24 protein-coding genes are annotated in these 23,914 nt (G+C 69.8%); 9 read left to right on the top strand and 15 right to left on the bottom strand.

The features are described 5' to 3' along the window. Positions 1-155 precede the first annotated feature (155 nt). The 3 genes from ubiU (at position 156) to ubiT (ending at position 2,672) form a co-directional block, all read left to right on the top strand. On the top strand, positions 156-1,214 hold the full coding sequence (gene ubiU, locus U9J39_RS01750; RefSeq protein WP_326346379.1) for a ubiquinone anaerobic biosynthesis protein UbiU: 1,059 nt from the start codon (positions 156-158) through the stop codon (positions 1,212-1,214). Between the two features lie 64 nt (positions 1,215-1,278). Then, entirely contained in the window at positions 1,279-2,211 is a 933-nt protein-coding gene (locus tag U9J39_RS01755) for a U32 family peptidase (RefSeq protein ID WP_116314733.1), read from the top strand. After that, a complete protein-coding gene (gene ubiT / locus U9J39_RS01760) occupies positions 2,208-2,672 on the top strand; it encodes a ubiquinone anaerobic biosynthesis accessory factor UbiT (RefSeq protein ID WP_115714017.1) in 465 nt (154 codons plus the stop codon). The genes U9J39_RS01755 and ubiT overlap by 4 nt, the downstream gene beginning before the upstream one ends. 7 nt (positions 2,673-2,679) lie before the next feature. Here ubiT and U9J39_RS01765 read toward each other — a convergent pair whose 3' ends face one another. From U9J39_RS01765 to norR, 3 genes are all read right to left on the bottom strand, one after another. Beyond that, positions 2,680-4,266 (bottom strand): histidine kinase N-terminal 7TM domain-containing protein, encoded by a 1,587-nt coding sequence (locus U9J39_RS01765; RefSeq protein WP_115714016.1) that lies wholly within the window; start codon positions 4,264-4,266, stop codon positions 2,680-2,682. Positions 4,267-4,463: 197 nt separating this feature from the next. Then, positions 4,464-4,892: a polyhydroxyalkanoate granule-associated phasin gene (locus tag U9J39_RS01770; RefSeq protein WP_326346528.1), complete on the bottom strand. Its 429-nt coding sequence runs from the start codon at positions 4,890-4,892 to the stop codon at positions 4,464-4,466. Positions 4,893-5,038: 146 nt separating this feature from the next. Further along, positions 5,039-6,604 (bottom strand): nitric oxide reductase transcriptional regulator NorR, encoded by a 1,566-nt coding sequence (gene norR / locus U9J39_RS01775; RefSeq protein ID WP_442784877.1) that lies wholly within the window; start codon positions 6,602-6,604, stop codon positions 5,039-5,041. A 152-nt stretch (positions 6,605-6,756) separates the two neighbouring features. On the opposite strand from norR, the gene ytfE reads away from it, so the two are divergent. Together ytfE and U9J39_RS01785 are read left to right on the top strand one after the other, a co-directional pair. Then, a complete protein-coding gene (gene ytfE, locus U9J39_RS01780) occupies positions 6,757-7,479 on the top strand; it encodes an iron-sulfur cluster repair protein YtfE (RefSeq protein ID WP_115714014.1) in 723 nt (240 codons plus the stop codon). Between the two features lie 34 nt (positions 7,480-7,513). Further along, positions 7,514-9,802 carry a nitric-oxide reductase large subunit gene (locus U9J39_RS01785; RefSeq protein WP_116313921.1) on the top strand — a complete coding sequence of 763 codons (2,289 nt, stop codon included), beginning with the start codon at positions 7,514-7,516 and terminating at the stop codon, positions 9,800-9,802. A 78-nt stretch (positions 9,803-9,880) separates the two neighbouring features. On the opposite strand, the gene U9J39_RS01790 is transcribed toward U9J39_RS01785, so the two are convergent. Both U9J39_RS01790 and U9J39_RS01795 read right to left on the bottom strand, forming a co-directional pair. Continuing rightward, positions 9,881-10,537, bottom strand: a complete 657-nt coding sequence (locus tag U9J39_RS01790; protein WP_116313922.1) for a DsbA family oxidoreductase — start codon at positions 10,535-10,537, stop codon at positions 9,881-9,883. Positions 10,538-10,680: 143 nt separating this feature from the next. After that, the gene (locus tag U9J39_RS01795) at positions 10,681-11,100 is read right to left on the bottom strand and encodes a hypothetical protein (protein ID WP_172581858.1); all 420 of its coding nucleotides are present in this window, start codon (positions 11,098-11,100) and stop codon (positions 10,681-10,683) included. Between the two features lie 173 nt (positions 11,101-11,273). Here U9J39_RS01795 and U9J39_RS01800 point away from each other — a divergent pair, with 173 nt between their 5' ends. Further along, positions 11,274-11,654 carry a c-type cytochrome gene (locus U9J39_RS01800; protein WP_115681889.1) on the top strand — a complete coding sequence of 127 codons (381 nt, stop codon included), beginning with the start codon at positions 11,274-11,276 and terminating at the stop codon, positions 11,652-11,654. Positions 11,655-11,680: 26 nt separating this feature from the next. On the opposite strand, the gene soxR is transcribed toward U9J39_RS01800, so the two are convergent. Further along, positions 11,681-12,163 carry a redox-sensitive transcriptional activator SoxR gene (soxR, locus tag U9J39_RS01805; protein WP_326346380.1) on the bottom strand — a complete coding sequence of 161 codons (483 nt, stop codon included), beginning with the start codon at positions 12,161-12,163 and terminating at the stop codon, positions 11,681-11,683. Positions 12,164-12,294: 131 nt separating this feature from the next. On the opposite strand from soxR, the gene U9J39_RS01810 reads away from it, so the two are divergent. Beyond that, the gene (locus U9J39_RS01810; RefSeq protein ID WP_240987772.1) at positions 12,295-12,801 is read left to right on the top strand and encodes a RidA family protein; all 507 of its coding nucleotides are present in this window, start codon (positions 12,295-12,297) and stop codon (positions 12,799-12,801) included. Between the two features lie 30 nt (positions 12,802-12,831). On the opposite strand, the gene U9J39_RS01815 is transcribed toward U9J39_RS01810, so the two are convergent. Together U9J39_RS01815 and U9J39_RS01820 are read right to left on the bottom strand one after the other, a co-directional pair. After that, entirely contained in the window at positions 12,832-13,218 is a 387-nt protein-coding gene (locus tag U9J39_RS01815; protein WP_115702201.1) for a nuclear transport factor 2 family protein, read from the bottom strand. A gap of 102 nt (positions 13,219-13,320) precedes the next feature. Beyond that, a complete protein-coding gene (locus tag U9J39_RS01820; protein WP_115714009.1) occupies positions 13,321-14,226 on the bottom strand; it encodes a LysR family transcriptional regulator in 906 nt (301 codons plus the stop codon). Between the two features lie 87 nt (positions 14,227-14,313). Between U9J39_RS01820 and U9J39_RS01825 the strand changes: the two genes are divergently transcribed. Beyond that, positions 14,314-15,111: an NAD(P)H-dependent oxidoreductase gene (locus U9J39_RS01825; protein WP_115714008.1), complete on the top strand. Its 798-nt coding sequence runs from the start codon at positions 14,314-14,316 to the stop codon at positions 15,109-15,111. A gap of 6 nt (positions 15,112-15,117) precedes the next feature. Here U9J39_RS01825 and U9J39_RS01830 read toward each other — a convergent pair whose 3' ends face one another. Both U9J39_RS01830 and U9J39_RS01835 read right to left on the bottom strand, forming a co-directional pair. Further along, positions 15,118-16,101, bottom strand: coding sequence for a Bug family tripartite tricarboxylate transporter substrate binding protein (locus tag U9J39_RS01830; protein ID WP_115714007.1), 984 nt, complete (start codon positions 16,099-16,101; stop codon positions 15,118-15,120). A gap of 61 nt (positions 16,102-16,162) precedes the next feature. Next, positions 16,163-17,629, bottom strand: a complete 1,467-nt coding sequence (locus U9J39_RS01835) for an amidase (protein ID WP_116313924.1) — start codon at positions 17,627-17,629, stop codon at positions 16,163-16,165. A 117-nt stretch (positions 17,630-17,746) separates the two neighbouring features. On the opposite strand from U9J39_RS01835, the gene U9J39_RS01840 reads away from it, so the two are divergent. Continuing rightward, on the top strand, positions 17,747-18,664 hold the full coding sequence (locus tag U9J39_RS01840; RefSeq protein ID WP_116313925.1) for a LysR substrate-binding domain-containing protein: 918 nt from the start codon (positions 17,747-17,749) through the stop codon (positions 18,662-18,664). On the opposite strand, the gene xth is transcribed toward U9J39_RS01840, so the two are convergent. The 5 genes from xth to U9J39_RS01865 form a co-directional block, all read right to left on the bottom strand. Further along, entirely contained in the window at positions 18,661-19,473 is an 813-nt protein-coding gene (xth, locus tag U9J39_RS01845; RefSeq protein ID WP_115714002.1) for an exodeoxyribonuclease III, read from the bottom strand. The two genes, U9J39_RS01840 and xth, sit on opposite strands and share 4 nt — an antisense overlap. 62 nt (positions 19,474-19,535) lie before the next feature. After that, positions 19,536-20,612 (bottom strand): BON domain-containing protein, encoded by a 1,077-nt coding sequence (locus U9J39_RS01850; RefSeq protein WP_326346381.1) that lies wholly within the window; start codon positions 20,610-20,612, stop codon positions 19,536-19,538. 297 nt (positions 20,613-20,909) lie between these two features. After that, positions 20,910-21,437, bottom strand: coding sequence for an OB-fold putative lipoprotein (locus U9J39_RS01855; protein ID WP_240987773.1), 528 nt, complete (start codon positions 21,435-21,437; stop codon positions 20,910-20,912). Between the two features lie 219 nt (positions 21,438-21,656). Further along, entirely contained in the window at positions 21,657-23,039 is a 1,383-nt protein-coding gene (locus U9J39_RS01860; protein WP_326346382.1) for a hypothetical protein, read from the bottom strand. 9 nt (positions 23,040-23,048) lie between these two features. Beyond that, on the bottom strand, positions 23,049-23,870 hold the full coding sequence (locus U9J39_RS01865) for a hypothetical protein (protein ID WP_240987774.1): 822 nt from the start codon (positions 23,868-23,870) through the stop codon (positions 23,049-23,051). Positions 23,871-23,914 lie beyond the last annotated feature (44 nt).

Genomic DNA, 23,914 nt, shown 5'->3' on the forward strand with positions numbered 1-23,914 from the left:
GTGGCCTGCCATCGGCCTACGCCGACCGGCATAGCCCGTCGCGGCCGGGGTGCCGTTGGCGTGGGTTTGCGCACGGTCAAGCCCCTGCCGCGGGCGCTTGGCTAGCATCGGCCGCTGTCTTCCTTCCCCCGCGCCGCCGCCGGCGCCAGTCCCCGATGACCTGTTCCACCCCCGCCCGATCCGACTCCCCCCCGGCCGCCGCGTGCGCGCCGCGCCGCCCGCAACTGGTTGCGCCCGCCGGCTCGCTGGCGGCGCTGCGCGTGGCCTTGCAGCACGGCGCCGACGCGGTCTACCTGGGCCTGCGCGATGCCACCAACGCGCGCAATTTCGGCGGCCTGAATTTCACCGAGGCCGACATCCGCACCGGCGTGGCCGAAGCCCATGCGCGCGGCGCCGAGGTGCTGTTCGCCATCAACACCTTCGCGCAGATGGGCGCGGTGGCGCAGTGGCACCGCGCCGTCGATGCGGCCGCGGACCTGGGCGCCGATACCGTGATCATGGCCGACGCGGGCCTGATGGGCTATGCCTGCGCGCGCCATCCCGGCTTGCGCCTGCACTTGTCGGTACAGGGCTCGGCCACGCACGCCGATGCCATCGAGCTGATGCGCGAGCGCTTCAATATCCGCCGCGTGGTGCTGCCGCGCGTGCTGTCGCTGGCGCAGATCGGCAAGCTGGCGCGCCAGACCGGCGTCGAGCTGGAGGTGTTCGGCTTCGGCAGCCTGTGCGTGATGGCCGAGGGGCGCTGCCTGCTGTCGTCGTATGCCACCGGCGATTCGCCCAACAACAAGGGGGTGTGCTCGCCCGCGCATGCGGTGCGCTGGACCGAGCAGGACGGCACCATGCAGGCGCGGCTGTCGGGCATCCTGATCGACAGCTACGCGCCCGGCGAGCCGGCCGGCTATCCGACCCTGTGCAAGGGCCGCTTCGAGGTCGAGGGCGAGCGCGGCTACGTGCTGGAGGAGCCCACCAGCCTGAATGCGCTGTCGCTGCTGCCGGCGCTGATCGACATGGGCATTGCCGCGATCAAGATCGAAGGGCGCCAGCGCAGCCCGCGCTATGTCGGCGACGTGGTCGGCGTGCTGCGCGCGGCGATCGACGCCGCCTGCGCCGATCCGGCGCGCTTCGCGCCGCGCCAGGAGTGGCAGGGCACGCTGGGACGCCATGCCGAAGGCGACCAGGTTACGCAGGGCGCCTACGACCGCCCCTGGCGCTGACACCATGTCACCCACCTGCCTGTATCCGGACATGCTGGACATGCCGGCCACGATGGAGCTTTCCATGCCACACACCGCCGCGGCCGCGATGCCGCACGCCGCCGCGATGCCCGGCTTCGGCATCGCCCTCGGTCCGCTGCTGTACTACTGGCCGCGCGAGGCTGTGCTGCAGTTCTATGCGTCGGTCGCCGACGCGCCGGTCGACCGCGTCTACCTGGGCGAAACCGTCTGCACCCGCCGCCATGAAATCCGTCATGCGCAATGGCTGGAGATTGCGCAGATGCTGCGCGATGCCGGCAAGGAAGTGGTGCTGTCCACGCCGGTGCTGGTCGAGTCCGACACCGATATCGCCTGGATGCGGCGCGTGTGCGCGCAGGACGACTACCTGGTCGAGGCCAACGATCCCGGCGCGGTGCGTTGCATGGGCGGGCGGCCCTTCCTCGGCGGCCCGCATCTGAATGCCTACCATGCCGATACGCTGGCGTGGCTCGCCAGCCTGGGCGCGGTGGGCTGTGTCGCGCCGGTGGAAATGGACGGCACCACGCTGGCCGCGCTGGCGGCGGCGCGGCCCGCCGGCATGCAGCTCGAAGCCTTCGTCTGGGGCCGCCTGCCGCTGGCGTTCTCGGCGCGCTGCTTTACCGCGCGCCATCATCGCCTGCGCAAGGACAGCTGCGAATTCCGCTGCATGGACTATCCCGATGGCCTGGTCGCCGCGACCGGCGAAGGGCAGGCGTTCTTCACGCTGAACGGGGTGCAGACGCAGAGCGCCACCTGCCTTGACCTGTGCGCCGAGACGCTGGCGATGGCGCGAATGGGCGTGGGGATGCTGCGCGTCAGCCCGCATTCGTCGGGCACGCTCGCGGTGGTGCAGCAGCTGGCGGCGATCCGCGCCGGGCAACGACCGCCGGCCGCCAGCGGCATCGCGCCGGCCGGTGCCCAGCCATGCAACGGCTACTGGCACGGCCGCGCCGGCATCGCCTGGGAGGCCCCGGCATGAGCGCGCTGCACAAGCTGATGGCGGGCGTGCACCGGCGCCTGCCGGCACGCGCGCGGGCGCTGCCGCTGGTGGCCGCGCTGGAGCTGGCGCGCCGCGCCGGCTGGCTGGAGCCGCCCGCGGCACTGGATGGGCATGCCTTCCTGCTGACGGTGCAGGACCTGGAGCTGGCCGTGCCGTTCCGCTGCGAAGGCGGGCGCTTCCGCGCCGGCAGCACCGACGCCGAGCCCGCGCTGACGCTGCGTGCCTGCGCCGTGGACTACCTGCGCCTGCTGGGCGGCGAGGCCGACACCGACACCCTGTTCTTCCAGCGCCGGCTGGTCATCAGCGGCGACACTGCGCTGGGGCTGGAGGTCAAGTACTGGCTCGATGCGGCGCCGCGGCCGGCGTGGGTCAGCCAGGCCGCGGCGCGGCTGGTGGCGCTGCATGGCGCCACCGCGGGACGGGCCGGCGCCGCATCCTGAGCGCGGCTCAGGCCTCGCCGTCCAGCATGAAGCGGTTGCGCCCGGCGCGCTTGGCGCGATACATCGCGCTGTCGGCGCGGTGCAGCAGCGGCTCCAGCCGCGGCGTTTCGGGCATGGCCCAGACCGCGCCCACGCTGATCGTCACCACCGGCTGCACTGGCGTGCCCTGATGCGCAATGCCCAGGTCGCGCACCGCGGCCACCATGCGGCGCGCCAGCTCGCGGGTTTCGTCGCGGCTCGCGCCGGGCAGCACCGCGGCGAACTCTTCGCCGCCCAGGCGCGCGCAGAACTGCTCGCCGTGCAGCACGCCGCTGAGGGCGCCGGCGATCTGCCGCAGGCAATCGTCGCCGGCCATGTGGCCATGCAGGTCGTTGTATTGCTTGAACTGGTCAACGTCCAGGATCAGCAGCCCCAGCGGCTGGCCGCGCTCGCACGCGCGCGTCACGGCGGCGATCGATTCGCGCTGGAAGTAGCGGCGGTTGCGGATGCCGGTCAGGGCATCGATGTCCAGGTCCGCCTGCACCTGCCACAGCTGCTCTTCGGTCTGGCCCAGCCGCGCGCTCAGCGCCAGCTCGCGCGACTGGAAGCGGCTGATGTCGCGCAGGAACAGCAGGCTGCCCATCTGCCTGCCATCCAGGCGCGCGACGCGTTCGCCGGTCAGCTCGAACGGCGCGCCCGGCGGCACGAAGGGCATGGCAACACTGTCCGCGGCGTGTGCCTCAGCGTTTGCAGGAGAAGGCCGCAGTGCGGTGTCCCAGCCGGCCGGCAGCGGGTCGCCGCGACGCAGCGCCGGCCACAGCTGCGCCGCCGCGGGATTGAATTCGACGATGGTGCCATGGCCGTCGACGATGACGCAGCCTTCGCCGAGCGCATCGAACACGCGCAGCCGCGCGTAGTGGCCGATATCGTCCAGGTGCGTGCGCAGCCCGCAGAACCACACCAGCGCCGCCATCAGCGAAAACGTCGCCGGCGTCAGGTCGCCGCCCAGCGGCCCGGTCCAGCGGTTGAGATAGGCGACATTGGCCACCAGCGGCAGGGCCAGGCCCCCGCCCAGGATGGCGCGCCCGCGGCGCGACAAGGCGCCGTTGGGGACCTCGGCCGTGACCAGGAAATACAGGCTCAGCGCCAGCAGCAGGTACGACCACGCCGCCACCACGGCATAGCCGATGCCATGGTCGAACACTGCGCCGGGCAGCACGCCGGGCGGCATCAGCGTGATGCGCGGCCACACCAGCCCGTGGCGCTCGTTGGTAAAGACCATCACCACCGTGACCACCGCCGCCAGCACCGGCAGCCACAGCCGCGACCAGGGCACCACGTAGCGCGGGCGGCTCAGGTGCACCATCGCCACCAGCCAGCCGATCGGCACCGCGACGATGCCGAGGTACTGGATCTTGGCCCACAGGATGCGCCCCTCCAGGTCGGTCGAGCTGATCTCGAGCAGGCGGCCGCCGCTCCAGGTGGCCGCGCCGGCGGCCAGCACCAGGAAGGCCTGCACGGTCGGATCGTCGCGCCGCGGCCAGGTGGCGATGGCCATGCCGATGCAGGCAACCACGGCGACGGTAAGCAGGAGAACCAGCGAATATGAGGGCATTGAAGGCGGCGCGCGTCTTCGAGACCCGGGCATGGGTGCCGCCGCCCGGCCAGGCGCACGCCGGTTGCATGCGCTCCGCGATCTCGTCAGCCAGCATGATACCGGGCGGCATCGCTGGCTTGGCAGCGGGTGCGCCGATGCAACAGCGGCCGCGCGGCCGCCGCCCGGTCACGCGCCGTGGCGGGATCAGGACCCGCTCAAACCTGCCTCGGGGTTTCCCGCACCAGCCAGAACGGGATGTCGACGACATCCTGCTGCAGGCCCGGCCACTCGAACCCCATGCCCCGCGTCAGCAGGTGGCCCCAGCCGTCGATCCACTTCTGCTGGGCACGGGCATACAGCTCTAGCATGGCCGAGGCGTAATGCAGCGAACCGCCGAGCAGCGGCAGCTCGCTGGCGATCTCGCGCGCGTAGCGGGATTCGGGGTCGGGCTCCATCATCGTGCCCATGGCGTCGAACTGGATGTTCTCGAACAGGTTGCGGGTGAAGTCCAGGTTGAGTTCGGCCATGCGGTGCCAGGTGCCGGCCAGGTCGGCCTGCATGGCCTCGAACTGCGGCAAGCTGGCGTAGACGGTGGGGAAGGGCCAGAACACCGGCGGCCAGAAGATTTGCGTTGCGGTCATCATCACGGGGATTCTCCAGTGGCGGGCCGTGCGCGCAGTGCGCGGCAGTTGCTGCACACGACGATGGCGCCCGGCTTGGGCATCCGGATCAGCTTATGCGGTAATGGCGCGACTTGCCATGCCGCCGCGGCCCCGGAGCCGGGCCGGGTTCACTTGCAACCCAGCCGCCTGGCCAGCTTGTGCAGGTTGCTGGCGTCGATGCCGAGCTGGCGCGCGGCCTGCGCCCAGTTGCCGCCGTGGTCGTGCAGGGCCTGCGCGATGCAGGCACGCTGGGTGTGCTCGACGGCGTCGCGCAGGGTGATGCCCGCGGCCGGCGCCGGCGCGGCGGGCGGGCTGGCCGCGACGGTGCCGGCGTGCGTGGCGGTCGACAACTCCAGGCCGTCGAGGTCGAGCAGTTCCGGCTCCAGCGTCACGATGTCATTGCGGCCCGCGCCGCGGCTGACCGCGCGCAGCGCGGCGCGGCTGATCACGTGTTCCAGCTCGCGCACGTTGCCGGGCCAGCGGTAGTGGCGCAGTGCGTCCTGCGCCCCGCCTGACAGCCGCAGGCTGCGCAGGCCCAGGCGGGCACGGTTCAGCTCCAGGAAGCGCCCCGCCAGCAGCAGCACGTCGTTGCCGCGCTCGCGCAGCGGCGGGATCGGGATCGGGTAGACCGACAGCCGGTGGTACAGGTCGGCGCGGAACGAGCCGTCGCGCACATGCTCGCGCAGGTTGCGGTTGGTGGCGGCGATCACGCGCACGTTGACGCGGCGCGGGCGGTCCGAGCCCAGCCGCTGGATCTCGCCGTTCTGCAGCGTGCGCAGCAGCTTGGCCTGGATCGCCAGCGGCAGTTCGCCCACCTCGTCGAGAAACAGGGTGCCGCCGTCGGCGGCCTCGAAGCGCCCCGGGCGCTCGCCGATGGCGCCGGAGAAGGCGCCGCGCGCATGGCCGAACAGTTCGCTCTCGGCCAGCGACTCGGGCAGCGCGGCGCAGTTGACATGCACCAGCGGCTGCGCGCGCCGGCGCGACTGGCGGTGCAGGCGGTGCGCGAACAGCTCCTTGCCCACGCCGGTCTCGCCCAGCAGCAGCACCGGCAGGTCGGTGTCGGCCACCACTTCCAGTTCATGCAGCAGGTTGGCGATGGCCTCGCTCTGGCCGATGATCTCGGCGCCGATGTCGTGCGGGGCCGCGCCTTCCTCGGCATCGGGCGTGCCGCGCGCGAGCTGCAGCGCGCGGATCTCGCCCTCGAGCCGGGTGGTGCGGATGGCGGCCTCGACGATCACCGTCAGCCGCTGCAATTCGGCCTGGGCCGCGCCGTCGAAGGTGCCGACCGTCAGCGCATCCAGCGTCAGCACGCCCCACGGCTGGCCGTCCACTTCCAGCCGGGTGCCCATGCAGTCATGCACCGGCAGCGGCTCGCCCACATGCTCGTCGATCAGGCCATCGTACGGGTCCGGCAGCATGCTGTCGTGATGGAAGCAGGTCACGCCGCGGCGCGCCAGGATCGCGGCCAGGCGCGGATGCAGGCCCACCGCAAAGCGCCGGCCCAGCGCGTCGCGCACCAGGCCGTCGACGGCCAGCGGGCGGAGGTGGTCTTCCTCCAGCCGCAGCAGCGCCACCGCGCCGCAGCGGAAATGCGTGCGCAACGCGCTGACCAGCCGCTGCAGGCGCACCGCGTGCGGCAGGTCGATGACGAGGTCGGCCAGCAGGTCGGGATACATGGCGGCGGCAGGAATCATGGTGAAAAACACCGTAAAGGGTGGTTTATACCGTGGCAAGTATAAGGTAGTTAATACCCTGTGTTTTCCAAGACGTTGATTACACGGGGTTTTTAACTGGCACGCTGCTCGCGTATGTCTGGCGATCACCACATCCACACGGAGAAACCCCCATGACGTTACAAGACCATTCGCTGGGCCAGCTGGCCCGCCAGATTCCCGGTGCCACCCGCATTTTCCACGACCACGGTCTGGACTTCTGCTGCGGCGGCAAGCACACCCTGCGCGACGCCGCGCAGCAGAAGGGGCTCGATGCCGCCGCCGTGGCCGCCATCGCAGCACAGCTGCAAGCCCTGCAGAACGACGCGGATCCTTCTGCGCAGGACTGGAACAGGGCCGCGCCGCCGGCATTGATCGAGCATATCCTGGTGCGCTTCCACGCCCGCCATCGCGAGCAGTTGCCCGAGCTGATCCGCCTGGCGCGGCGCGTCGAGCAAGTCCACGGCGACCGGCCGGAGTGCCCGCTTGGCCTGGCCGACCACCTGAGCGAGATGCTGGGCGAGCTGGAATCGCACATGCAGAAGGAAGAGCAGGTGCTGTTCCCGATGCTGCTGCGCGGCCTGCATGCCGCCGCGAGCCGCCCGATCGCCGTGATGCGCGCCGAGCACGACGACCACGGCGTGGCCCTGCAGCGGCTGGCCGAGCTGACCGACGACATCACGCTGCCGCGCGCGGCCTGCAATACCTGGCGCGCGCTCTACCTGGGCCTGCGCGCGCTGCGCGAAGACCTGATGGAACACATCCACCTGGAAAACAACGTGCTGTTCGAAACCGCGGCGGCCACCGCTTCCGCCAACCCGCCGGCCAACGGCTGCGGTTGCTCGGCGCACGCCTGAGCCCGCCCGACACCACCCTCAACGACTTCGCATCATGGGTCCCTACCGCAAACTCTGGTTCCTGCTGATCGCCGTGCTGGCGGTCACTTTCTCCCTGCTCGGCTACTATGGCGTCGAGGTGTACCGGCAGGCCCCGCCCATCCCGGCCAAGGTGGTCACGGCCGAGGGCCGCACGCTGTTCAGCGGCGACGACATCCTCGACGGCCAGACCGCATGGCAGTCCGTCGGCGGCATGCAGCTCGGCTCGATCTGGGGCCACGGCGCCTACCAGGCGCCGGACTGGACCGCCGACTGGCTGCACCGCGAACTGACCGCGTGGCTGGAGCTGGCCGCGCGCGACGGCCACGGCCGCTCGTTCGCGCAGCTAGACGCGCCGGCGCAGGCCGCCTTGCGCGAGCAATTGCGCGCCGAGTACCGCGGCAATGCCACCGATGCGGACAGCAACGTGCTGACCGTGTCTAAGCGCCGCGCACAAGCCATCGCCGACACCGCCGCCTACTACGACCAGCTTTTCTCCGACGCGCCGGCGCTGCACACCACGCGCGAGCACTACGCCATGAAGGAGAACACGCTGCCCAGCGCCGAGCGGCGCCAGCAGCTGACGCAGTTCTTCTTCTGGACCGCATGGGTCGCCTCGACCGCGCGCCCCGGGCATGAAGCCACCTACACCAACAACTGGCCGCACGAGCCGCTGATCGGCAACAAGCCGACCAGTGAAAACGTGGTGTGGTCGGTGATCAGCGTGGTGGTGCTGCTGGCCGGCGTGGGCTTCCTGGTGTGGGCGTGGGCCTTCCTGCGCGGCAAGGAAGAGACGCCGCCGCAGGCGCCCGCGCGCGACCCGCTGCTGTCCGTGGCGCTGACCCCGTCGCAACGCGCGCTGGGCAAATACCTGTTCCTGGTGGTGGCGCTGTTCGTGTTCCAGGTGTTCCTGGGCGGCTTCACCGCGCACTACACCGTCGAAGGCCAGAAGTTCTACGGCATCGACGTCTCGCAGTGGTTCCCGTACGCACTGGTGCGCACCTGGCATATCCAGAGCGCGCTGTTCTGGATCGCCACGGGCTTCCTGGCCGCGGGCCTGTTCCTGGCGCCGCTGATCAACGGCGGCAAGGACCCGAAGTTCCAGCGCCTGGGCGTCGATGTCCTGTTCTGGGCGCTGGTGGTCGTGGTAGTGGGCTCGTTCGCCGGCAACTACCTGGCGATCGCGCAGAAGCTGCCGCCGCACCTGAACTTCTGGCTGGGCCACCAGGGCTATGAGTATGTCGACCTGGGCCGGCTGTGGCAGATCGGCAAGTTCGCCGGCATCCTGATCTGGCTGGTGCTGATGATGCGCGGCATCCTGCCGGCGCTGCGCGCGCGCGGCACCGACCGCAACCTGCTGGCGCTGCTGACCTCGTCGGTGGTGGCGATCGGCCTGTTCTATGGCGCGGGCCTGGCCTATGGCGAACGCACCAGCCTGACGGTGATGGAGTACTGGCGCTGGTGGGTGGTGCACCTGTGGGTCGAGGGCTTCTTCGAGGTCTTCGCGACCACGGCGCTGGCCTTCATCTTCTCCACGCTGGGGCTGGTGTCGCGCCCGATGGCCACCGCGGCCAGCCTGGCGTCGGCGTCGCTGTTCATGCTGGGCGGGATTCCCGGGACCTTCCATCACCTGTACTTCGCCGGCACCACCACGCCGGTGATGGCGGTGGGCGCCGCGTTCAGTGCGCTGGAAGTGGTGCCGCTGATCGTGCTGGGCCATGAAGCGTGGGAGAACTGGAGCCTGAAGCGGCGCGCGCCGTGGATGGCCGACCTGAAGTGGCCACTGATGTGCTTTGTCGCGGTGGCGTTCTGGAACATGCTGGGCGCGGGCGTGTTCGGCTTCATGATCAACCCGCCGATCGCGCTGTACTACATCCAGGGCCAGAACACCACGCCAGTCCATGCCCATGCCGCGCTGTTCGGGGTCTATGGCTTCCTGGCGCTCGGTTTCACGCTGCTGGTGCTGCGCTATGTACGGCCGGCTTACCGTCTCAGCCCCACGCTGATGAAGACCGCCTTCTGGGGCCTGAACCTCGGCCTGGTGCTGATGATCGGCACCAGCCTGCTGCCGATCGGCATTATCCAGTTCCTGGCCAGCGTCGAGCATGGCACCTGGTACGCGCGCAGCGAAGCCTTCATGCAGCAGCCCATCCTGCAGACGCTGCGCTGGGTGCGCACCTTCGGCGACGTGGTGTTTATCGTCGGCGCGGTGTCGTTCGCATGGCAGGTGGTGCTGGGGCTGGCCACGCGCAGGCCGCGCGCGGCCGATGCCGTCACCGTGGGGATGAAGCCCGCGGCGCGCTGAACGATTAGTGCGCCGAAAGCAGAGTGGCCCGCCCGGGTTACCGGGCGGGCCACTTGCATTGGCGGGCAAGGCAATAGGCTAGCCTTGCGCCTGCTGCGCTTCGGCTGCAATGTCGCGGATGGCCTGCTCGAAGGCCTCCACCGGCTGGCCGCCGGTCACCAGGTAGCGGTCGTTGAAGATGATCGACGGCACCGACTGGATGCCCATGCGCTGGTATTCCTCGATTTCCGCGCGCACCGCGTCGGCATAGTCGCCGCCCGCCAGCACCTTGCGTGCCGCGGCGGCATCCAGGCCGACGGACTGGGCCGCGTCGACCAGCACGTCATGGTTGCTGGGGTCCTTGCCGTCCGCATGGTAGGCGCGCAGCAGCGCCTGCTTCAGCGGCAGCTGCTTGCCTTCCAGTCCGGCCCAGTGCAGCAGGCGGTGGGCGTCGAAGGTGTTGTAGACATGGGTGCGCGGGCCAAAGGCAAAGCCCACGGCGGCGCCGCGGTCGCGGATCATCGCCTGCGTTTCGGCGATCTGCGCCGGGGTGCGGCCGTACTTGCGGCCGAGATAGTCGACGATGGCTTCGCCCTCGGGGCGCATGCCGGGGTTCAGCTCGAACGGATGCACGACGATCTCGGCGTCGACCGCATCGCCAACGCGCTGCAGCGCCAGTTGCAGCGAAGACAGGCCGATGGCACACCAGGGGCAGGCGATGTCGGAGACGAAGTCGATCTTGAGGGGTTGTGGCATGGCTGCTCCTGGGCATGGCCGGGGCGAGGCCATGGCCCCGGCCCGAATTGGAAATTGCCGACAGGGTAGCGTGACTGGCGAATCCTTGCAGGCGGACGCTTCAGCCGGTGGCCGCGCGCCCGCCCGCCGCGCCATGGCGGGGCTCAGTCCCAGCGGCGTCCGTGGCCGCGGCCGTGGTCGTCGTGGTCGCCATGGCGGTGCCCCCACTCGCGCCCGCGCCATTCGCGGCGGTGGTCGTGGTAGCCGTCGCGGTACCCATCGCGGTAATGGCCGCGGTAGTAGGCGCGACGATAGCCGCGGTCATTGTCGTAGCGCACCGGCACCGGCGCCACCACCACGGGCCGCGGCGCAACCACGACCGGGCGCGGTGCGTAGGCCACGGGAGCGGGCGCATACACTGGCGCCGGCGCATAGACCGGAGCCGGATGGTAGACCGGCGCCGGCTGCGCCACCACCACGCCAGGCACGCCGATGCCGATATCGATATTCACACCGGCGTAAGCACCAGCGCTGGCCACCAGCATTGCACCACCTGCTACCGCCATTGCGATGATTCGTTTCATGGCTGCCTCCCAAGGGGCGTTGGACATGGGCTCACTGTAGGGGCGCGGGCTGTAATATGGGGCGCGCGAAGTGTTGCAAGTGTGACGTGGTGTAACCCCGCGCCTGCGGGGCGCGCGGGCCTTGCCTGTATCATCCCAACCCGTTGTCCAGGCATTTTCCTTCCAAGCTGCTCATGCGCCGTACCGCCGCCACCCTGCTGGCACTGACCGCTTTCACCGCCATTCCCACCGCCGCCATGGCCGCCGCCGATCTCCAGGCCGGCAAGGCGCTGTTTGCCACGCGCTGCGCCTCGTGCCACCACGTCGGGCGCAATGCGCGCGCGGGCTTTGGTCCGCAACTGAACGGAATCTTTGGCCGCACCGCGGGCAGCACGACGGATTTCCAGTATTCGGACGCAATGCGCGCGTCGAAGGTGGTGTGGTCGCATGACACCCTGCGCGCCTTCGTCCGCTCGCCCGGCAAGGTGGTGCCGGGCACGAAGATGCGGTTCTGGGGTTTGGGCGACGATCAGCAGATCACCGATCTGCTGGCCTACCTCGAGACCTTCAAGTAAGCCGGCGCGGCCCTGCCCGCGCAGGCTCACTCCGCAAAATGGGGCCCCGGCCCTTCGCCCGCCAGCGCGTCCTGCGGATTGCGTAATGGACACGCCTTCAGCGACAGGCATCCACAGCCGATGCACCCATCCAGCTGGTCGCGCAATTGCGTGAGCGTGCGAATCCGTTCATCGAGGTCATCGCGCCAGCTGGCGGAGAGCTTGCGCCAGTCCGCCGCCGTGGGTGCGCGGCCGTCGGGCAGCTTTTGCATGGCGTCGGAAATTACCGCCAGCGGCAGCCCCATGCGCTGGGCCACGCGGATCACCGCCAGGCGCCGCAGCACGGCGCGCGCATAGCGGCGCTGGTTGCCGCCGCTGCGGGTGCTGGCGATCAGGCCGCGCGCTTCATAGAAGTGCAGGGCGGACACCGCAATGCCGGTGCGCGCCGAGACTTCACCAACGGAGAGCAGTTCTTCAGAGGGCGCGGGGCGGCGCCGGCGCGGGGAGGGGGGCGGTTGCCTGGAGGCCATGGCAAAGGGAAGTCACCGGAGGAACGCAGGAATGCCCATGCTACCACCATGGCCGCGCTTGACCTTAACCTAACTTGAGGTTTGATACTGGCGGCTCCTCTGTCCGAGACGCCTTCCACAAGCCGATGACAATGACGATGTTTCCCTTCTCGCCTTCATCCCTGCGCTCGCCCGCCATGCCCGCGTTGCCCGCCTTGCCGGTCACGCCGGCGGTGCCCTTCGCGCGCCCCAATGAATCGCTGAGCCTGCTCAACCCCGATGGCCTGTATGACCCGCGGCCCAACGGCTATTCGCACGTGGCCCTGGTCGAAGGCCCGGCACGCATCATCTATGTGTCGGGGCAGGGCGGCGAGGATGCGGCGGGCTGCCTGCCGCTCGATTTTCCGCGCCAGGTGGCGCGCGCCATGCACAACCTGCGCATTGCGCTGCAGGCGGCCGGTGCCGACGTCGGCGACGTGGCCAAGCTTACGGTGCTGGTGGTGGATCATTCGCACGACCGCCTGCGCACCTTCGGCGCGGCGCTGCGCGAGATGTGGGGCGACCGGCCGACGCCGGCCTGCACGCTGATCCCGGTGCCGCGGCTGGCGCTGGACAACATGCTGTTCGAGATCGAAGCGACAGCGGTGTTGCCGGCCTGAGCCGCGGCAGGCCCGGGATGTAGTCCGGACTCAGCGCGCTGCGGCGCTGAAGGTCTTGTTGACGATCTTCCAGACGCCGTCGATCTCGAGCAGCGTCATGTAGTCGGTAAAGGTCACGCCCGGGTATTCCAGCACCACCTTGGCCACGCCGGCGTTGCCGACCACGTCGAACTGCGTGATGAAGCGCTTGCGCTGGGCTTCGTCCGCGGCCGGATGCCCGGGGCAGCGCGCCGTGGCGAATTCCTCGACCGTCAGCGCATGCAGCTTGCCGTCACGGAACGAGACGATGCGTGCGTCGGCGGTGAAGGCCTTGTACATGAACTCGGCCTTGCCGGTGATATGGCCCTGCAGGTAGTCCTCGATCGGCGCGAGCGCGGCCACGTGGCGGGACGTCAGGCCGGTTTCCGAAAACGTCATGATCTCCTCCAAAACTGGGGCGGCAGGGCCTGGCCATGCCGCAACGTTGAAAGCGATGATTGTATTCCAGTTTTGTATGCAAAACAGAGATAAGAAAGACGCTTACACCGATGTGGCGATGTGTTCACGCAGCCAGCGGTGCGCCGGATCGCGATGCACGCGCTCGGGCCACAGCATCGACATCTCGTAGCCCGGCACTTCGACCGGCGGTGCCACAGCGCGCAATGCAGGAGCGCCGCGCACCAGTCGCTCGGGCAGCATCGCCACCAGGTCGGTGCCGGCCAGCGCCGCCGTGACGAACAGGAAGTGCGGTACCGACAGCACCACGCGGCGCTGCATCCCGGCCCGGGCCAGCGCGTCGTCGGTGACGCCATGGAAGCCGCCGCCGTCCGGCGACACGATCACGTGCTCGAGCGCGCAGAACTGCGCCAGCGTGGGCCGCCGCTTCAGGCGCGGATGGCCGGCGCGGCCCACCAGCACATAACGCTCAGTAAACAGCGCGCGCCGGTGCAGCGCCGGTGGCGAGCCTTCGGTGGTGTGGAAGGCCAGGTCGAGTTCGGCACGCTCGGCCTGCCGGGCGATGCGTGTCGGCACCATCTCCACCACGGCCAGCCGCGCGCCGGGCGCGGCCTTGCGCAGCTCTTGCAGCGCCGGCAGCACGATGGTCGATTCGCCATAGTCGGTCGCTGCCACGCGCCAGGTGTGGGTCGACGTGGCGGGATCGAACGGGGTGTCGGCAGAAACAGCCTGCGCCAGTGCGGCCAGCGCTTCGCGCAACGGCTCGCGCAGCGCCTCCGCCCTGGCGGTGGGGCGCATGCCGCGTGGCCCCGGCAACAGCAGCGGATCGCCGAAGTGGTCGCGCAGCCGGGCCAGGTGGACGCTGACCGAAGGCTGCGAAAGATGCAGCCGCTCGGCCGCGCGGGTCACGTTGTGCTCGGACAGCAGCACGTCGAGGGTCAGCAGCAGGTTCAGGTCGAGCCGCCTGAGGCTGGCCGCGGAATTAGTCATGACAATACCTGGAATATCGGATATTCATTTCTAATATACCGGACCACGGCCTATGCTGGCTTCACCAAAACTTGTGAAGCCACCGACATGAAGGTACTGCTGGTCTATGCCCACCCCGAACCGCGCTCGCTCAACGGCGCCATCCGCGACTTTGCGGTGCAGCGCTTGCGCGACGCCGGCCACGAAGTCCAGGTCTCGGACCTGTACGCGATGCAATGGAAGCCGCAGCTCGACGCCTCGGATTCGAAGGTTCCCAAGCCCGACGCGCCGTTCCACCCGTCGCTGGATTCGAAGCATGCGTTCGACAACGGGCTGCAGAGCGATGACATCGCGCGCGAGCAGGACAAGTTGCGCTGGGCCGACGCCGTGATCCTGCAGTTCCCGCTGTGGTGGTTCTCGATGCCGGCCATCCTGAAGGGCTGGGTCGAGCGCGTCTATGCCTATGGCTTTGCCTACGGCGTCGGCGAGCACTCGGACCAGCGCTGGGGCGACCGCTATGGCGAGGGCACGCTCGCCGGCAAGCGCGCGATGCTGATCGTCACCGCCGGCGGCTGGGAATCGCACTACAGCGCACGCGGCATCAACGGCCCGATCGACGACATCCTGTTCCCGATCCACCACGGCATCCTGCACTACCCCGGGTTCGACGTGCTGCCGCCTTACGTGGTTTATCGGACCGGCAAGGTCGATGCGGCGCGCTTTGCACGGATTCGCGAGGAACTGGGCGAGCGGCTGGATGCGCTGGGAACGACCGCGCCGATTCCGTTCCGGCGGCAGAACGGCGGGGACTACCTGATCCCGCAGCTCACGCTGCGCCAAGAGGTGGCGCCGCAAGCCATGGGGTTCGCGGCGCATGTCGATGGCGGGCGCGCCGAGCGCGCGTGAGGCAACTCATTCGGCCCGGATATCCGCCCGCGCCGCTACCGCCCGCATCTCCGGCAATTCCTTCTCCACCCGCGCCTTCACCGCCGCCCCATTGCCATAAGCCGGCGTCAACGCCAGCTCGACCATGCGCGCTTTCGTGGCGGGAGAATTGGCGACGTCGGCCAGTGCCTTTTCCAGCTTCTGCTGCACCGGCGCGGGCAGGCCCGCGGGCGCCATCAGTGCGAACCAGGTGCCCATCTGGAAGCCCGGATAACCGCTTTCGGCGACCGTCGGCACCTGCGGCAGCGCCGGCAGGCGTTGCGGCGACAGCACCGCCACCGGCCGGATCTTGCCGCCCTTGATCAGTGGCAGGGTCGCCACCACGGTATCGACCGCCACCGGCACCTGGCCGCCGGCCAGCGCGGTCAGGCTTGGCGCGCTGCCGTTGAACGGCACGTGGACCATGCGGATGCCGGTGGCGGCCTTGAGCATCTCCGCGCCGAAATGCACCGACGAGCCGGCGCCGAACGAGCCGTAGGAGAACTTGTCCGGGTTGGCCTTGGCCTGTGTCACCAGGTCCTTGAGCGAGGCGATCTGCGTGTCGGGGTTGGCCACCAGCACCAGGCTCATGTCGGCGATCAGGCCCAGCGGGGTGAAGCTCTTGATCGGGTCGTAGCCCAGGTTCTGGCGGATCGCCGGATTCAGCGTCAGCGTGGTGCTGGCCGCCAGCAGCAGCGTGTAGCCGTCGGGCGCGGCCTTGGCCACCTGGGTGGCGCCGATCACGGTGCTGGCGCCGGGCTTGTTCTCGACCACCACCGGCTGGCCGAGTCTTTCGCCGAGGCCGACCGCCAGCAGGCGGCCGAGCACGTCGGTGGCGCCGCCTGCAGCGAACGGCACCACCAGCCGCAGCGGGCGCTCCGGCCACGTTTGCGCGTGGGCGGCGGGCGCGGCGGACAGCGTCGCCAGGGCGGTGGCGCAGGCGAGAAACAGCTTCGGGGGCAATGCAGTCATCGTGGCACTCCAGCGGCAGTTATGGGAATGGGAGGCAAGCGGAATCGATGGGCAGCGGGGCTCAGCCCAGCCAGGGGCTGCGCACGCGCGAGAAGCCGCCGGCCTGGTCGTAGGCATGGCCCAGTTGCAGCACCGCGGCGTCGGCCTGCGCCGGGCCGATGATCTGGATACCGGCGGGCAGCCCCTGCGGGCCGAAGCCGGCGGGCGCGGCCAGCGCCGGCAGCCCGGCCATGGTGGCCGGCACCACCGCCTGCATCCAGCGGTGGTAGGTGTCCATGTCGCGGCCGTCGATGGCGTGCGGCCAGTCCCAGCTGGCGTCGAACGGGAACACCTGCGCGGCCGGCAGCACCAGGTAATCGAAGCGCTCGAACAGCGCGCGCAGCGCCTGGTACCACGCGCTGCGTTCGGCCATGGCCTCGTACAGGCGCGTGCCGGGCAGCGCCAGCCCGCGTTCGATTTCCCAGACCGCCTCGGGCTTTAGCTGTGCGCGCTTGGCGGGGTCGCGGTACAGGGCCGCGTTGGCGCCAGCTACCGAGAAGCTGCGCAAATCGATCCATGCGCGCCACAGGCGTTCCAGGTCGAAGTCGGGCAGCGCCGCGTCGACCACGCAACCGAGCGCACGCAGGTGGGAGAGGGCCTGCACGCAGGTGTCGAGCAGGCCCGCTTCGGTGGGCAGGTGCCCGCCCAGGTCGCCGAGCCAGCCGATGCGCACGCCGGTCCAGTCGCGCTCGGGCGGCAGCGCGAAGCTGCCGGGCGCCTCGGTGCGGCGCGTCAGCGGCAGGCGCGCATCGAAGCCGGCCTGCACCGACAGCAGCAAGGCCAGGTCCGGCACGTTGCGCGCCATTGGTCCGGCCACGCTGAACTGCTGGAAGAACACTTCGTCGCCCGGGCCGTGCGGCACGCAGCCGACCGAGGTGCGCAGCCCATAGACATGGTTGAACGCCGCGGGCGTGCGCAGCGACCCCATCATGTCCGAGCCGTCGGCGACCGGCAGCATGCGCAGCGCCACCGCCACCGCGGCGCCGCCACTGCTGCCGCCGGCGGAGCGGGTGGGGTCGAAGGCATTGCGGGTGGTGCCGTAGACCGGGTTGTAGGTGTGGCCGCCGAGGCCGAATTCCGGCGAGTTGGTGCGCCCGACAAAGATCGCGCCACCGGCACGCATGCGCTCGAAGATCACGGCATCGGCGTCGCTGACCTGGCCGGCGAAAATCGGCGAGCCCTTGGTGGTGACCATGCCAGCGGCCGGGCTGATGTCCTTGGGCGCCTGCGGGAACCCGTGCAGCGGGCCGCGGCTGGTGCCGCGCGCCAGATCGTCGTCCAGCGCGCGAGCCTGCCGGCGCAGCGTGTCGCGGTCCACCATGGCGACGATGGCGTTGACGCGGGGGTTGTGGCGGTCGATCTGGCCGAGGAAGGCATCGAGCACTTCCATGCAGGAGACGTCGCGCGCATGGATGGCGCGCGACAGCGCGACGGCATCGAGGTCGGTGATCGGGTCGGCAGCGGTAGCGGGGGTTTGGGCAGGCGCCATGGCGCGGGGTCTCCGGTGATGTGTGGGGAAAGCATACGAGCGACCCGTGCTTTCCCGCAATCGACGAATTTTTCAAATATCCTTGCGTAAAACGCAAACCGGCCGGAGCCCGCCCCCATGTTGTCGCATCGTCTGCAGGACACCTCGCTGCGCTATTTCCTGGAAGTGGTCCGCAGCGGCTCGCTGACCGAGGCCGCGCAACGGCTCAATGTGACCGTGTCGGCGGTGAGCCGGCAGGTCGCCGCGCTCGAGGCCCTGCTCGGCGTGCCGCTGTTCGATCGCCGCCCGCGCGGCATGGTGGCCAGCGCCGCCGGCGAACTGCTGGCGGCCTACGCACTGCGCGGCGCGCTGGAAGCCGACCGCGTGGTGTCGGAGATCGCCGCGCTGCAGGGCCTGCGCCGCGGCCGGGTGCGGCTGGCCAGTTCCGCCGGGTTTGCGATCGAGTTCCTGCCGCGCATCATCGCCGAGTTCCGCCAGCGCTATCCGGGCCTGCAGTTCCACGTGCGCGTGGCGCCTCCCGCCGATGTCACGGGCATCGTGCTGCACGGCGACGCGGATATCGGCATCACGTACAGCCGCGCCGCCGAGCAGGGCATCCGCATCGCGCACCGGCAGGCCGCGCCGGTGATCGCCATCATGCGTCCCGATCATCCGCTGGCGCGCTTTCGCAGCGTCACGCTGGCGCAGATGCAGCCGTACCCGCTGGCGCTGCCCGAAGGCGACAACACCGTGCGCCAGCTGTTCGACCTGGCTTGCGGCGAGCGCGGCATGGTGTTCGAGCCGGTGCTGGTGACCAACCACTTCGAGACCCTGACCAGCTTCGTGCTGCACGGCGGCGGCCTGTCGATCTCGGGCAGCGTGACCGTGGGCGACCGCTTGCGCCGCGGCGAGCTGCATGCGGCGTCGATCCGCGAACGCGGCATGCGCAGCCGGGCGATCGAACTGCAGACGCTGGCGGGCCGCACGCTGCCCGAGGGCGTGCGTGCCTTCCTGGGCTTTATCCGCGACAAGCTGGTGGCCGAGGCCACGGGCTAGCCCGCGCGCTTGCGCCGCGCCGCCGGGCCCAGCACCACCCACGCCGGCGCATGGTCGCTGGGGTGGTCTTCGCCGCGCACCCAGCGGTCGACGCCGGCGTCGCGCAGCCGCGGCGCCAGTTCGGCGCTCAGCAGCAGGTGGTCGATGCGCAGGCCGGAGTTGGTCTGCCAGTGCCGGCGGAAGTAATCCCAGAAGGTGTAGATCGGCGCGTCGGGATGGTGCTGGCGCAGCGCATCGGTCCAGCCCTGCGCCAGCAGGCGCGCGTAGGCCTCGCGGCTTTCCGGCTGCAGCAGGGCATCCTTGCGCCAGGAGCGCGGGTTGTAGATGTCCTGGTCGGTCGGCACCACGTTGTAGTCACCGGCCAGCACCACCGGGTGGCCGCTGTCGAAGAGTTCCTGCGCATGCGCGATCAGCCGTTCGAACCAGGCGAGCTTGTAGTCGAACTTCGGCCCCGGCTGCGGGTTGCCGTTCGGCAGGTAAAGGCAGCCGATCAGCATGCCTGCGACCGCCGCCTCCAGGTAGCGGCTGTGGCTGTCGTCGGGGTCGCCGGGCAGGCCGCGGCGCACTTCGACCGGCTCCGCGCCGCGCGCCAGGATGGCGACGCCGTTCCAGGACTTCTGGCCGTGCCAGATCGCGCCATAGCCGGCGTCGCGGATCTCGCGCGCCGGAAAGCTCTCGTCGGCGGTCTTCAGTTCCTGCAGGCAGACGATGTCCGGCGCTTCGCGCGCGAGCCAGTCGCACAGCGCCCCCACCCGGCTGCGGATGCCGTTGATGTTGAAGGTGGCGATCTTCAGCGTGGACGCGGGCATGCGGGATGGGCGATGAGGGGATGCAAAAAAAAGCCGGCGGAAGGCTCCGCCGGCTGCTCGCCTTATGCGCGCCAGGTGCTGCCGCTCGGACTGGTGGTGCTGCCGCCGGTGCTGCCGGTGGTGCCGGCCGCACTACCGGCGCTGCTCGTGCTGGCCGCGCTGGCTGCGCTGGTCGCGCTCCTGGCGCCGCCGGACGACTCGCCCGGGCGGTCGCTGTCGCGGCGCACGCGGATGTCGTTGTTGACTTCCTTGACGCCGTAGGTGCCGTCGGCCATGTCCTCGATGTAGTACTTCTGGCCGCGGTCACGCACGCTGCCGGTCAGCGACACCACGCCGTCGTTGACGTCGACGCTGACATCGCTCACGTCGACGCCGCGCGCGTAGCTGAGCCGCTCGCAGATCTGGTCGCGGATGCGTTCGTCGCTGCGCTGGTAGCCGCGCGGGCCGGAGCGGCGTTCGCGCTCGTCGGGCGTGCCGAACAAGTCGCCCACCACTTCACCGATGCGGCGGCCCAGGTTGTAGAGCATGCCGTGCTCGCGGTCGTCGTCGCGATCTTCGTCGGTCTCCCAGCCGCGCCGCTGTGCGTACTGGCGATAGCCCGGACTGTGGCTTTGCACCGTGTAGCGGTGTTCTTCCTCTTCGTCGTCGTCCGGGTCGGTCCAGTAGCGGCGGTCGCTGCGCAGATCGCTGAAGTAGCGCTCGCGGCCCTCGTCGCGTGACGATCCGCGGCCCTCATAGCGTTCGCGCGCCTGATAACGCTCGCGCGGCTCGCGGGCGCGTTCGGCGCTTTGGCGCCATTGCTGTTCCGCGTATTCGTCGTCGCGTTCCCAGGCCTGCGGGTCGCGCCATTCGCCGGCACGTTCCCAGCCGTAGCCGCCGTTCAGGCCGTAGCGCAGGTCGCTGCCGTAGCGCCCCTCGCGGGGATAGTCGGGGTAGCGGCTGGCGCCGTACTGCTCATTGAATTCCCGGGCCGGGCGGGCGGGGCCGCCGTAGCTGGTCTGGCCCGGAGTCATTTGCTGGCGTCGGCGCTGCGCTTGCCAGCGGTCGCGTTCCGATTCCGGCTGCCAGTCATCGTCGTCCCATGCCTGGCGGCGCTCGCGCTGGTCGCGCGCTTCACGCTCATCGTAGTAGTAGCCCATGCTGATTTCCTGACAAGTAAAACGCCATGTGCAGAAACCGGCGCAAAATCGCACCGGCACCGCGGGCGGATATCAGCTTTGGGGCAAGATTCGTACCGTGCGGCCGAATGGCCTCGGAGCCCCGGCAGACGTGAAGCGGGCAGACGGACGTCCGTGCAACGGTTTCAGAGCGTGTAAGGGATGCAGCCTTGGCGGCGGCATGTGGCGTGGCGCGCACGCGGCGGGGCAGGCACAGGGGGCATGGAGCGCGGCGGCCGGTTCATGCCGGCCGCCGGCGCGCGTCCCGCGCGGGGCTGCTTACTTCTTGCTGGTCTTGGTAGATTTCGACTTGGCGCCGGTGGCGGCCTTCGACGGGGCCGCCGTGCTGGCGGCTGCCGTACTTGCCGGCGCCGCTTCGATCTTCGACTTGGCGAAGGCGAAATAGCATTCCTTGTTGCTGCTGTTGTACGACTCGGAATCGCTGGTCGCCAGCACGCCGGTCACGTTGATCTTGTCCCCGGTCTGAAGGTTGCTGATCTTCTTCTGGTTGACCAGCATCGCATCGCGCATCAGCGCCTTGCCGGTGCACTGCGGATTGACCGAATCCTTGAAGTAGACCGCGATGGTGTCGTTGGTGATGCTCAGGCCGTCCACCTTGGTGATGCGCGAGACCGTGCCCGACACCAGGATCGCCTGCGCGTCCCACTTCTTCTTCGCCGTGATTTCGTTCTTCTTCCAGTCGGCCCAGATGTCGCCCAGCGAAGCCGGCTTGGGGTCGGCCAGCATGCGGAAGTCGCCGCTGAGCACGTCGCCGGTGCCGTCGAGCACGCCGTTGATGGAGGACATTGCGCCATCCATTGACTCACAACCGGCCAGCAACCCGGCCAGGACCAGCCCTGCCATCAGTTTTCCCGTCTGCATTTTGCTTCTTCTCCAGGTCCGCCAGCTCTATCGGCTGACGCCGGGGCATTGTATGCGTACATCTTGCAAAATCCAACAGAACTGCCAAAAGCGCCGCAACGGTCGAGAAACTGAGGCCGGCATCCCCCGAACGGGTCTGGAATGTTACGGCTCGAACGGCAGCACCAGCAGCTCGTTGCGCAGCACGGCGTTGGCGCGTTCGCGCCCGGACTCGACCGGTTCGGCCGGCCACGGCGCAGGGTTGGCCACGCCGCCGTGCTCGCCATCGAAGGCGGAATGCTCGCGGCCCCAGGCCAGCGAGCAGTCGCCCTGGCGGCCCTGCAGCAGCGCCGCGCGCGGCTTGCCGCCGGCGGCGAAGCTGAACTGCACCGCCGGCTGGGCCAGCGGGGCGGCCAGCGCCTCGATATAGATGGTCTTGGGCAAGGACGCCCAGTAACGGGTATCGGCCTCGGCATTGGCCGCGCCGGACAGTGCCCCGGCGGCGAGGCTGAGCAGCGAGCCGGCCGCCCCGGCGGCGCCCAGGCCCTGTGCCAGGCTGGCGTTGCCGCTGCTGGCTCCTGACACCGCCGCCTGCGCCAGGCCCGACGACAACGCCCCGGCGGCGTCCGCCAGCGTGGCGGTGTTTTCCTTGAACACCGCCTTGCCGTCCAGGATGCCCTGGATTGGCCGCCCACCACGGGTCAGCGCGACCCGGTCCAGGCTGGCGGCGGTGCCCGCGGCCAGCGGCTTCACCTGCGCGCCGTAGCCGATCCTTGGCGCGCCCGGGGCCGCGCCTTGCGGCAGGAAGCCGAGCAGGCTCCTGGTCTCGCCGAGCGTGACCTTCTCCGGCCCGAGGCCGGCCTCGAACAGGCTCAGGTGCCGCGGCAGCGCGCCACGGGTTTGCGCGTAGAACGGCTCGGCCGCACCGGCCGCACGGGCTGCCAGTTCGGCCGCGCGCGCGGGGTCGCCGGCGCATTGCGAGGCCCATGCCGCCAGCCATGCCATCAGCGCAAAGCTGCCGTGGCCGCCGTCAGGCTGTTCGTATTGCCCGAAGGCGTTCTGGATATCGGCCTGCAGGAAGGCGGCGCGGGCGTTCTGGTAGTCGCCGGCGTGCGCGTAGAGCAGGCCGCGGTAGTAGAACGTCATGGCGCGTTCGTACGGCTCGCCCTTCCAGTCCTTGACGCTCTCGGCGGACCACAGCGAGCGCGCCTGCCGGGCATGGGGGTCGTCGGCATAGACGCGCAGGATGCGTGCCGCGGCCATGTCGAAGGCGCGCTCGGCCAGGCGCGGCCGGCCGGCCTCGATCGCGGCCAGGCCGAGCAGGTCGAGGTTGAGCACCGCATTCCATTCGCCCTCCATGTACAGCGTATGCAGGATGCGCTGGAGCTCGGCGGGCTTGTCGGCGACAAAGCGGTCCGCCTCGGCCGCGAGGCGCTTCTCGTCGCTGCCGAACCAGGCCGCCGCGCCGGACAGTGGCGCGGCCAGCGCCAGCGCCAACAGCGCCGCGCCGGCGCGCCGCCATGCCGCGGCCGTGTCGCGAAACCGCACCGCTGCTCCTTACTGCTGCCGCGCCAGCGGCGCCGCGGTTTCGCGCAGATCGGCCAGTTCCGCTTCGCCCGGCAACTGGTAGCGCACGTGCATGGTGAAGCCGACGGCCTGGCCGGGCTCCAGCACCAGCCGCTGGAAGCTGAACTTCTGCACCTGGTCCAGGCGTTCATGGCGCATCGGCACCGCTTCGTCGGAGCGCGAATAGTTGTCCATGGCCAGCGTCACCAGCGACAGGAACGGCAGTCCGCCCAGCACGCCCTTGACCATGGTCTGGTCGGTGTACTTGTTGGCGCTGCCGAGCTTCACCAGGTCCAGCTCGGCGGGCAGCAGGTCATAGACCGTCAGGTCGCCGCGGAAGGCCTTGTCGCCGCGGTTGAAGGCGAGGAAGTGGATGGTGCGGTTGAACTCGTCCGGGTCCTTGCTGTGCAGGTCCAGCAGGATCTCGCGGCGGATGAAGTCGCCGCGGTGCAGTTCGCCCTTGATGAATTCGATGCGCGGCGCGTCCTTGCGGTTGACCGTGAGCTGCTGGCGCCTGACCTCGGCCTGCGTCACCATGCCGTCTTCATACAGGGTGTAGACCAGCGGGGTCGAGGCCACCACGACCTTGTTGTTGCCCGGCGAAACGGCGACGGTATCGCCCACGTTCAGGCCCGCCAGGTCAGCCTTGCCGGCCACGTCGGCGCGCACCACGGGCGCGCTGTCGCCGCCGGTGCGGGTGGATTTGAGCGCCATCGGCGGCGCGGCGCAGCCGGCGGCCAGGAGGGTGGCAAGGAGGGCGGCCAGCGGCGTGGCGAGCGAAGCAAAGCGTGGCATGAAGTGGGCAACGGTCATGGCTGGGGCATGAAAAAGGCGTTAGAGGATGTCTGTGCTGCTGG

The organism is Cupriavidus sp. SS-3, assembly GCF_035818815.1.
Classification (GTDB): Bacteria; Pseudomonadota; Gammaproteobacteria; order Burkholderiales; family Burkholderiaceae; genus Cupriavidus; species Cupriavidus taiwanensis_C.

What these genes read in the sequence shown, in the direction of transcription:
- ubiU (WP_326346379.1), top strand. Translation starts at nt 156, where the DNA reads ATGACCTGTTCCACCCCCGCCCGATCCGACTCCCCCCCGGCCGCCGCG.
- U9J39_RS01755 (WP_116314733.1), top strand. Translation starts at nt 1,279, where the DNA reads ATGCCACACACCGCCGCGGCCGCGATGCCGCACGCCGCCGCGATGCCC.
- ubiT (WP_115714017.1), top strand. Translation starts at nt 2,208, where the DNA reads ATGAGCGCGCTGCACAAGCTGATGGCGGGCGTGCACCGGCGCCTGCCG.
- U9J39_RS01765 (WP_115714016.1), bottom strand. Translation starts at nt 4,266, where the DNA reads ATGCCCTCATATTCGCTGGTTCTCCTGCTTACCGTCGCCGTGGTTGCC.
- U9J39_RS01770 (WP_326346528.1), bottom strand. Translation starts at nt 4,892, where the DNA reads ATGATGACCGCAACGCAAATCTTCTGGCCGCCGGTGTTCTGGCCCTTC.
- norR (WP_442784877.1), bottom strand. Translation starts at nt 6,604, where the DNA reads ATGATTCCTGCCGCCGCCATGTATCCCGACCTGCTGGCCGACCTCGTC.
- ytfE (WP_115714014.1), top strand. Translation starts at nt 6,757, where the DNA reads ATGACGTTACAAGACCATTCGCTGGGCCAGCTGGCCCGCCAGATTCCC.
- U9J39_RS01785 (WP_116313921.1), top strand. Translation starts at nt 7,514, where the DNA reads ATGGGTCCCTACCGCAAACTCTGGTTCCTGCTGATCGCCGTGCTGGCG.
- U9J39_RS01790 (WP_116313922.1), bottom strand. Translation starts at nt 10,537, where the DNA reads ATGCCACAACCCCTCAAGATCGACTTCGTCTCCGACATCGCCTGCCCC.
- U9J39_RS01795 (WP_172581858.1), bottom strand. Translation starts at nt 11,100, where the DNA reads ATGAAACGAATCATCGCAATGGCGGTAGCAGGTGGTGCAATGCTGGTG.
- U9J39_RS01800 (WP_115681889.1), top strand. Translation starts at nt 11,274, where the DNA reads ATGCGCCGTACCGCCGCCACCCTGCTGGCACTGACCGCTTTCACCGCC.
- soxR (WP_326346380.1), bottom strand. Translation starts at nt 12,163, where the DNA reads ATGGCCTCCAGGCAACCGCCCCCCTCCCCGCGCCGGCGCCGCCCCGCG.
- U9J39_RS01810 (WP_240987772.1), top strand. Translation starts at nt 12,295, where the DNA reads ATGACGATGTTTCCCTTCTCGCCTTCATCCCTGCGCTCGCCCGCCATG.
- U9J39_RS01815 (WP_115702201.1), bottom strand. Translation starts at nt 13,218, where the DNA reads ATGACGTTTTCGGAAACCGGCCTGACGTCCCGCCACGTGGCCGCGCTC.
- U9J39_RS01820 (WP_115714009.1), bottom strand. Translation starts at nt 14,226, where the DNA reads ATGACTAATTCCGCGGCCAGCCTCAGGCGGCTCGACCTGAACCTGCTG.
- U9J39_RS01825 (WP_115714008.1), top strand. Translation starts at nt 14,314, where the DNA reads ATGAAGGTACTGCTGGTCTATGCCCACCCCGAACCGCGCTCGCTCAAC.
- U9J39_RS01830 (WP_115714007.1), bottom strand. Translation starts at nt 16,101, where the DNA reads ATGACTGCATTGCCCCCGAAGCTGTTTCTCGCCTGCGCCACCGCCCTG.
- U9J39_RS01835 (WP_116313924.1), bottom strand. Translation starts at nt 17,629, where the DNA reads ATGGCGCCTGCCCAAACCCCCGCTACCGCTGCCGACCCGATCACCGAC.
- U9J39_RS01840 (WP_116313925.1), top strand. Translation starts at nt 17,747, where the DNA reads ATGTTGTCGCATCGTCTGCAGGACACCTCGCTGCGCTATTTCCTGGAA.
- xth (WP_115714002.1), bottom strand. Translation starts at nt 19,473, where the DNA reads ATGCCCGCGTCCACGCTGAAGATCGCCACCTTCAACATCAACGGCATC.
- U9J39_RS01850 (WP_326346381.1), bottom strand. Translation starts at nt 20,612, where the DNA reads ATGGGCTACTACTACGATGAGCGTGAAGCGCGCGACCAGCGCGAGCGC.
- U9J39_RS01855 (WP_240987773.1), bottom strand. Translation starts at nt 21,437, where the DNA reads ATGTCCTCCATCAACGGCGTGCTCGACGGCACCGGCGACGTGCTCAGC.
- U9J39_RS01865 (WP_240987774.1), bottom strand. Translation starts at nt 23,870, where the DNA reads ATGACCGTTGCCCACTTCATGCCACGCTTTGCTTCGCTCGCCACGCCG.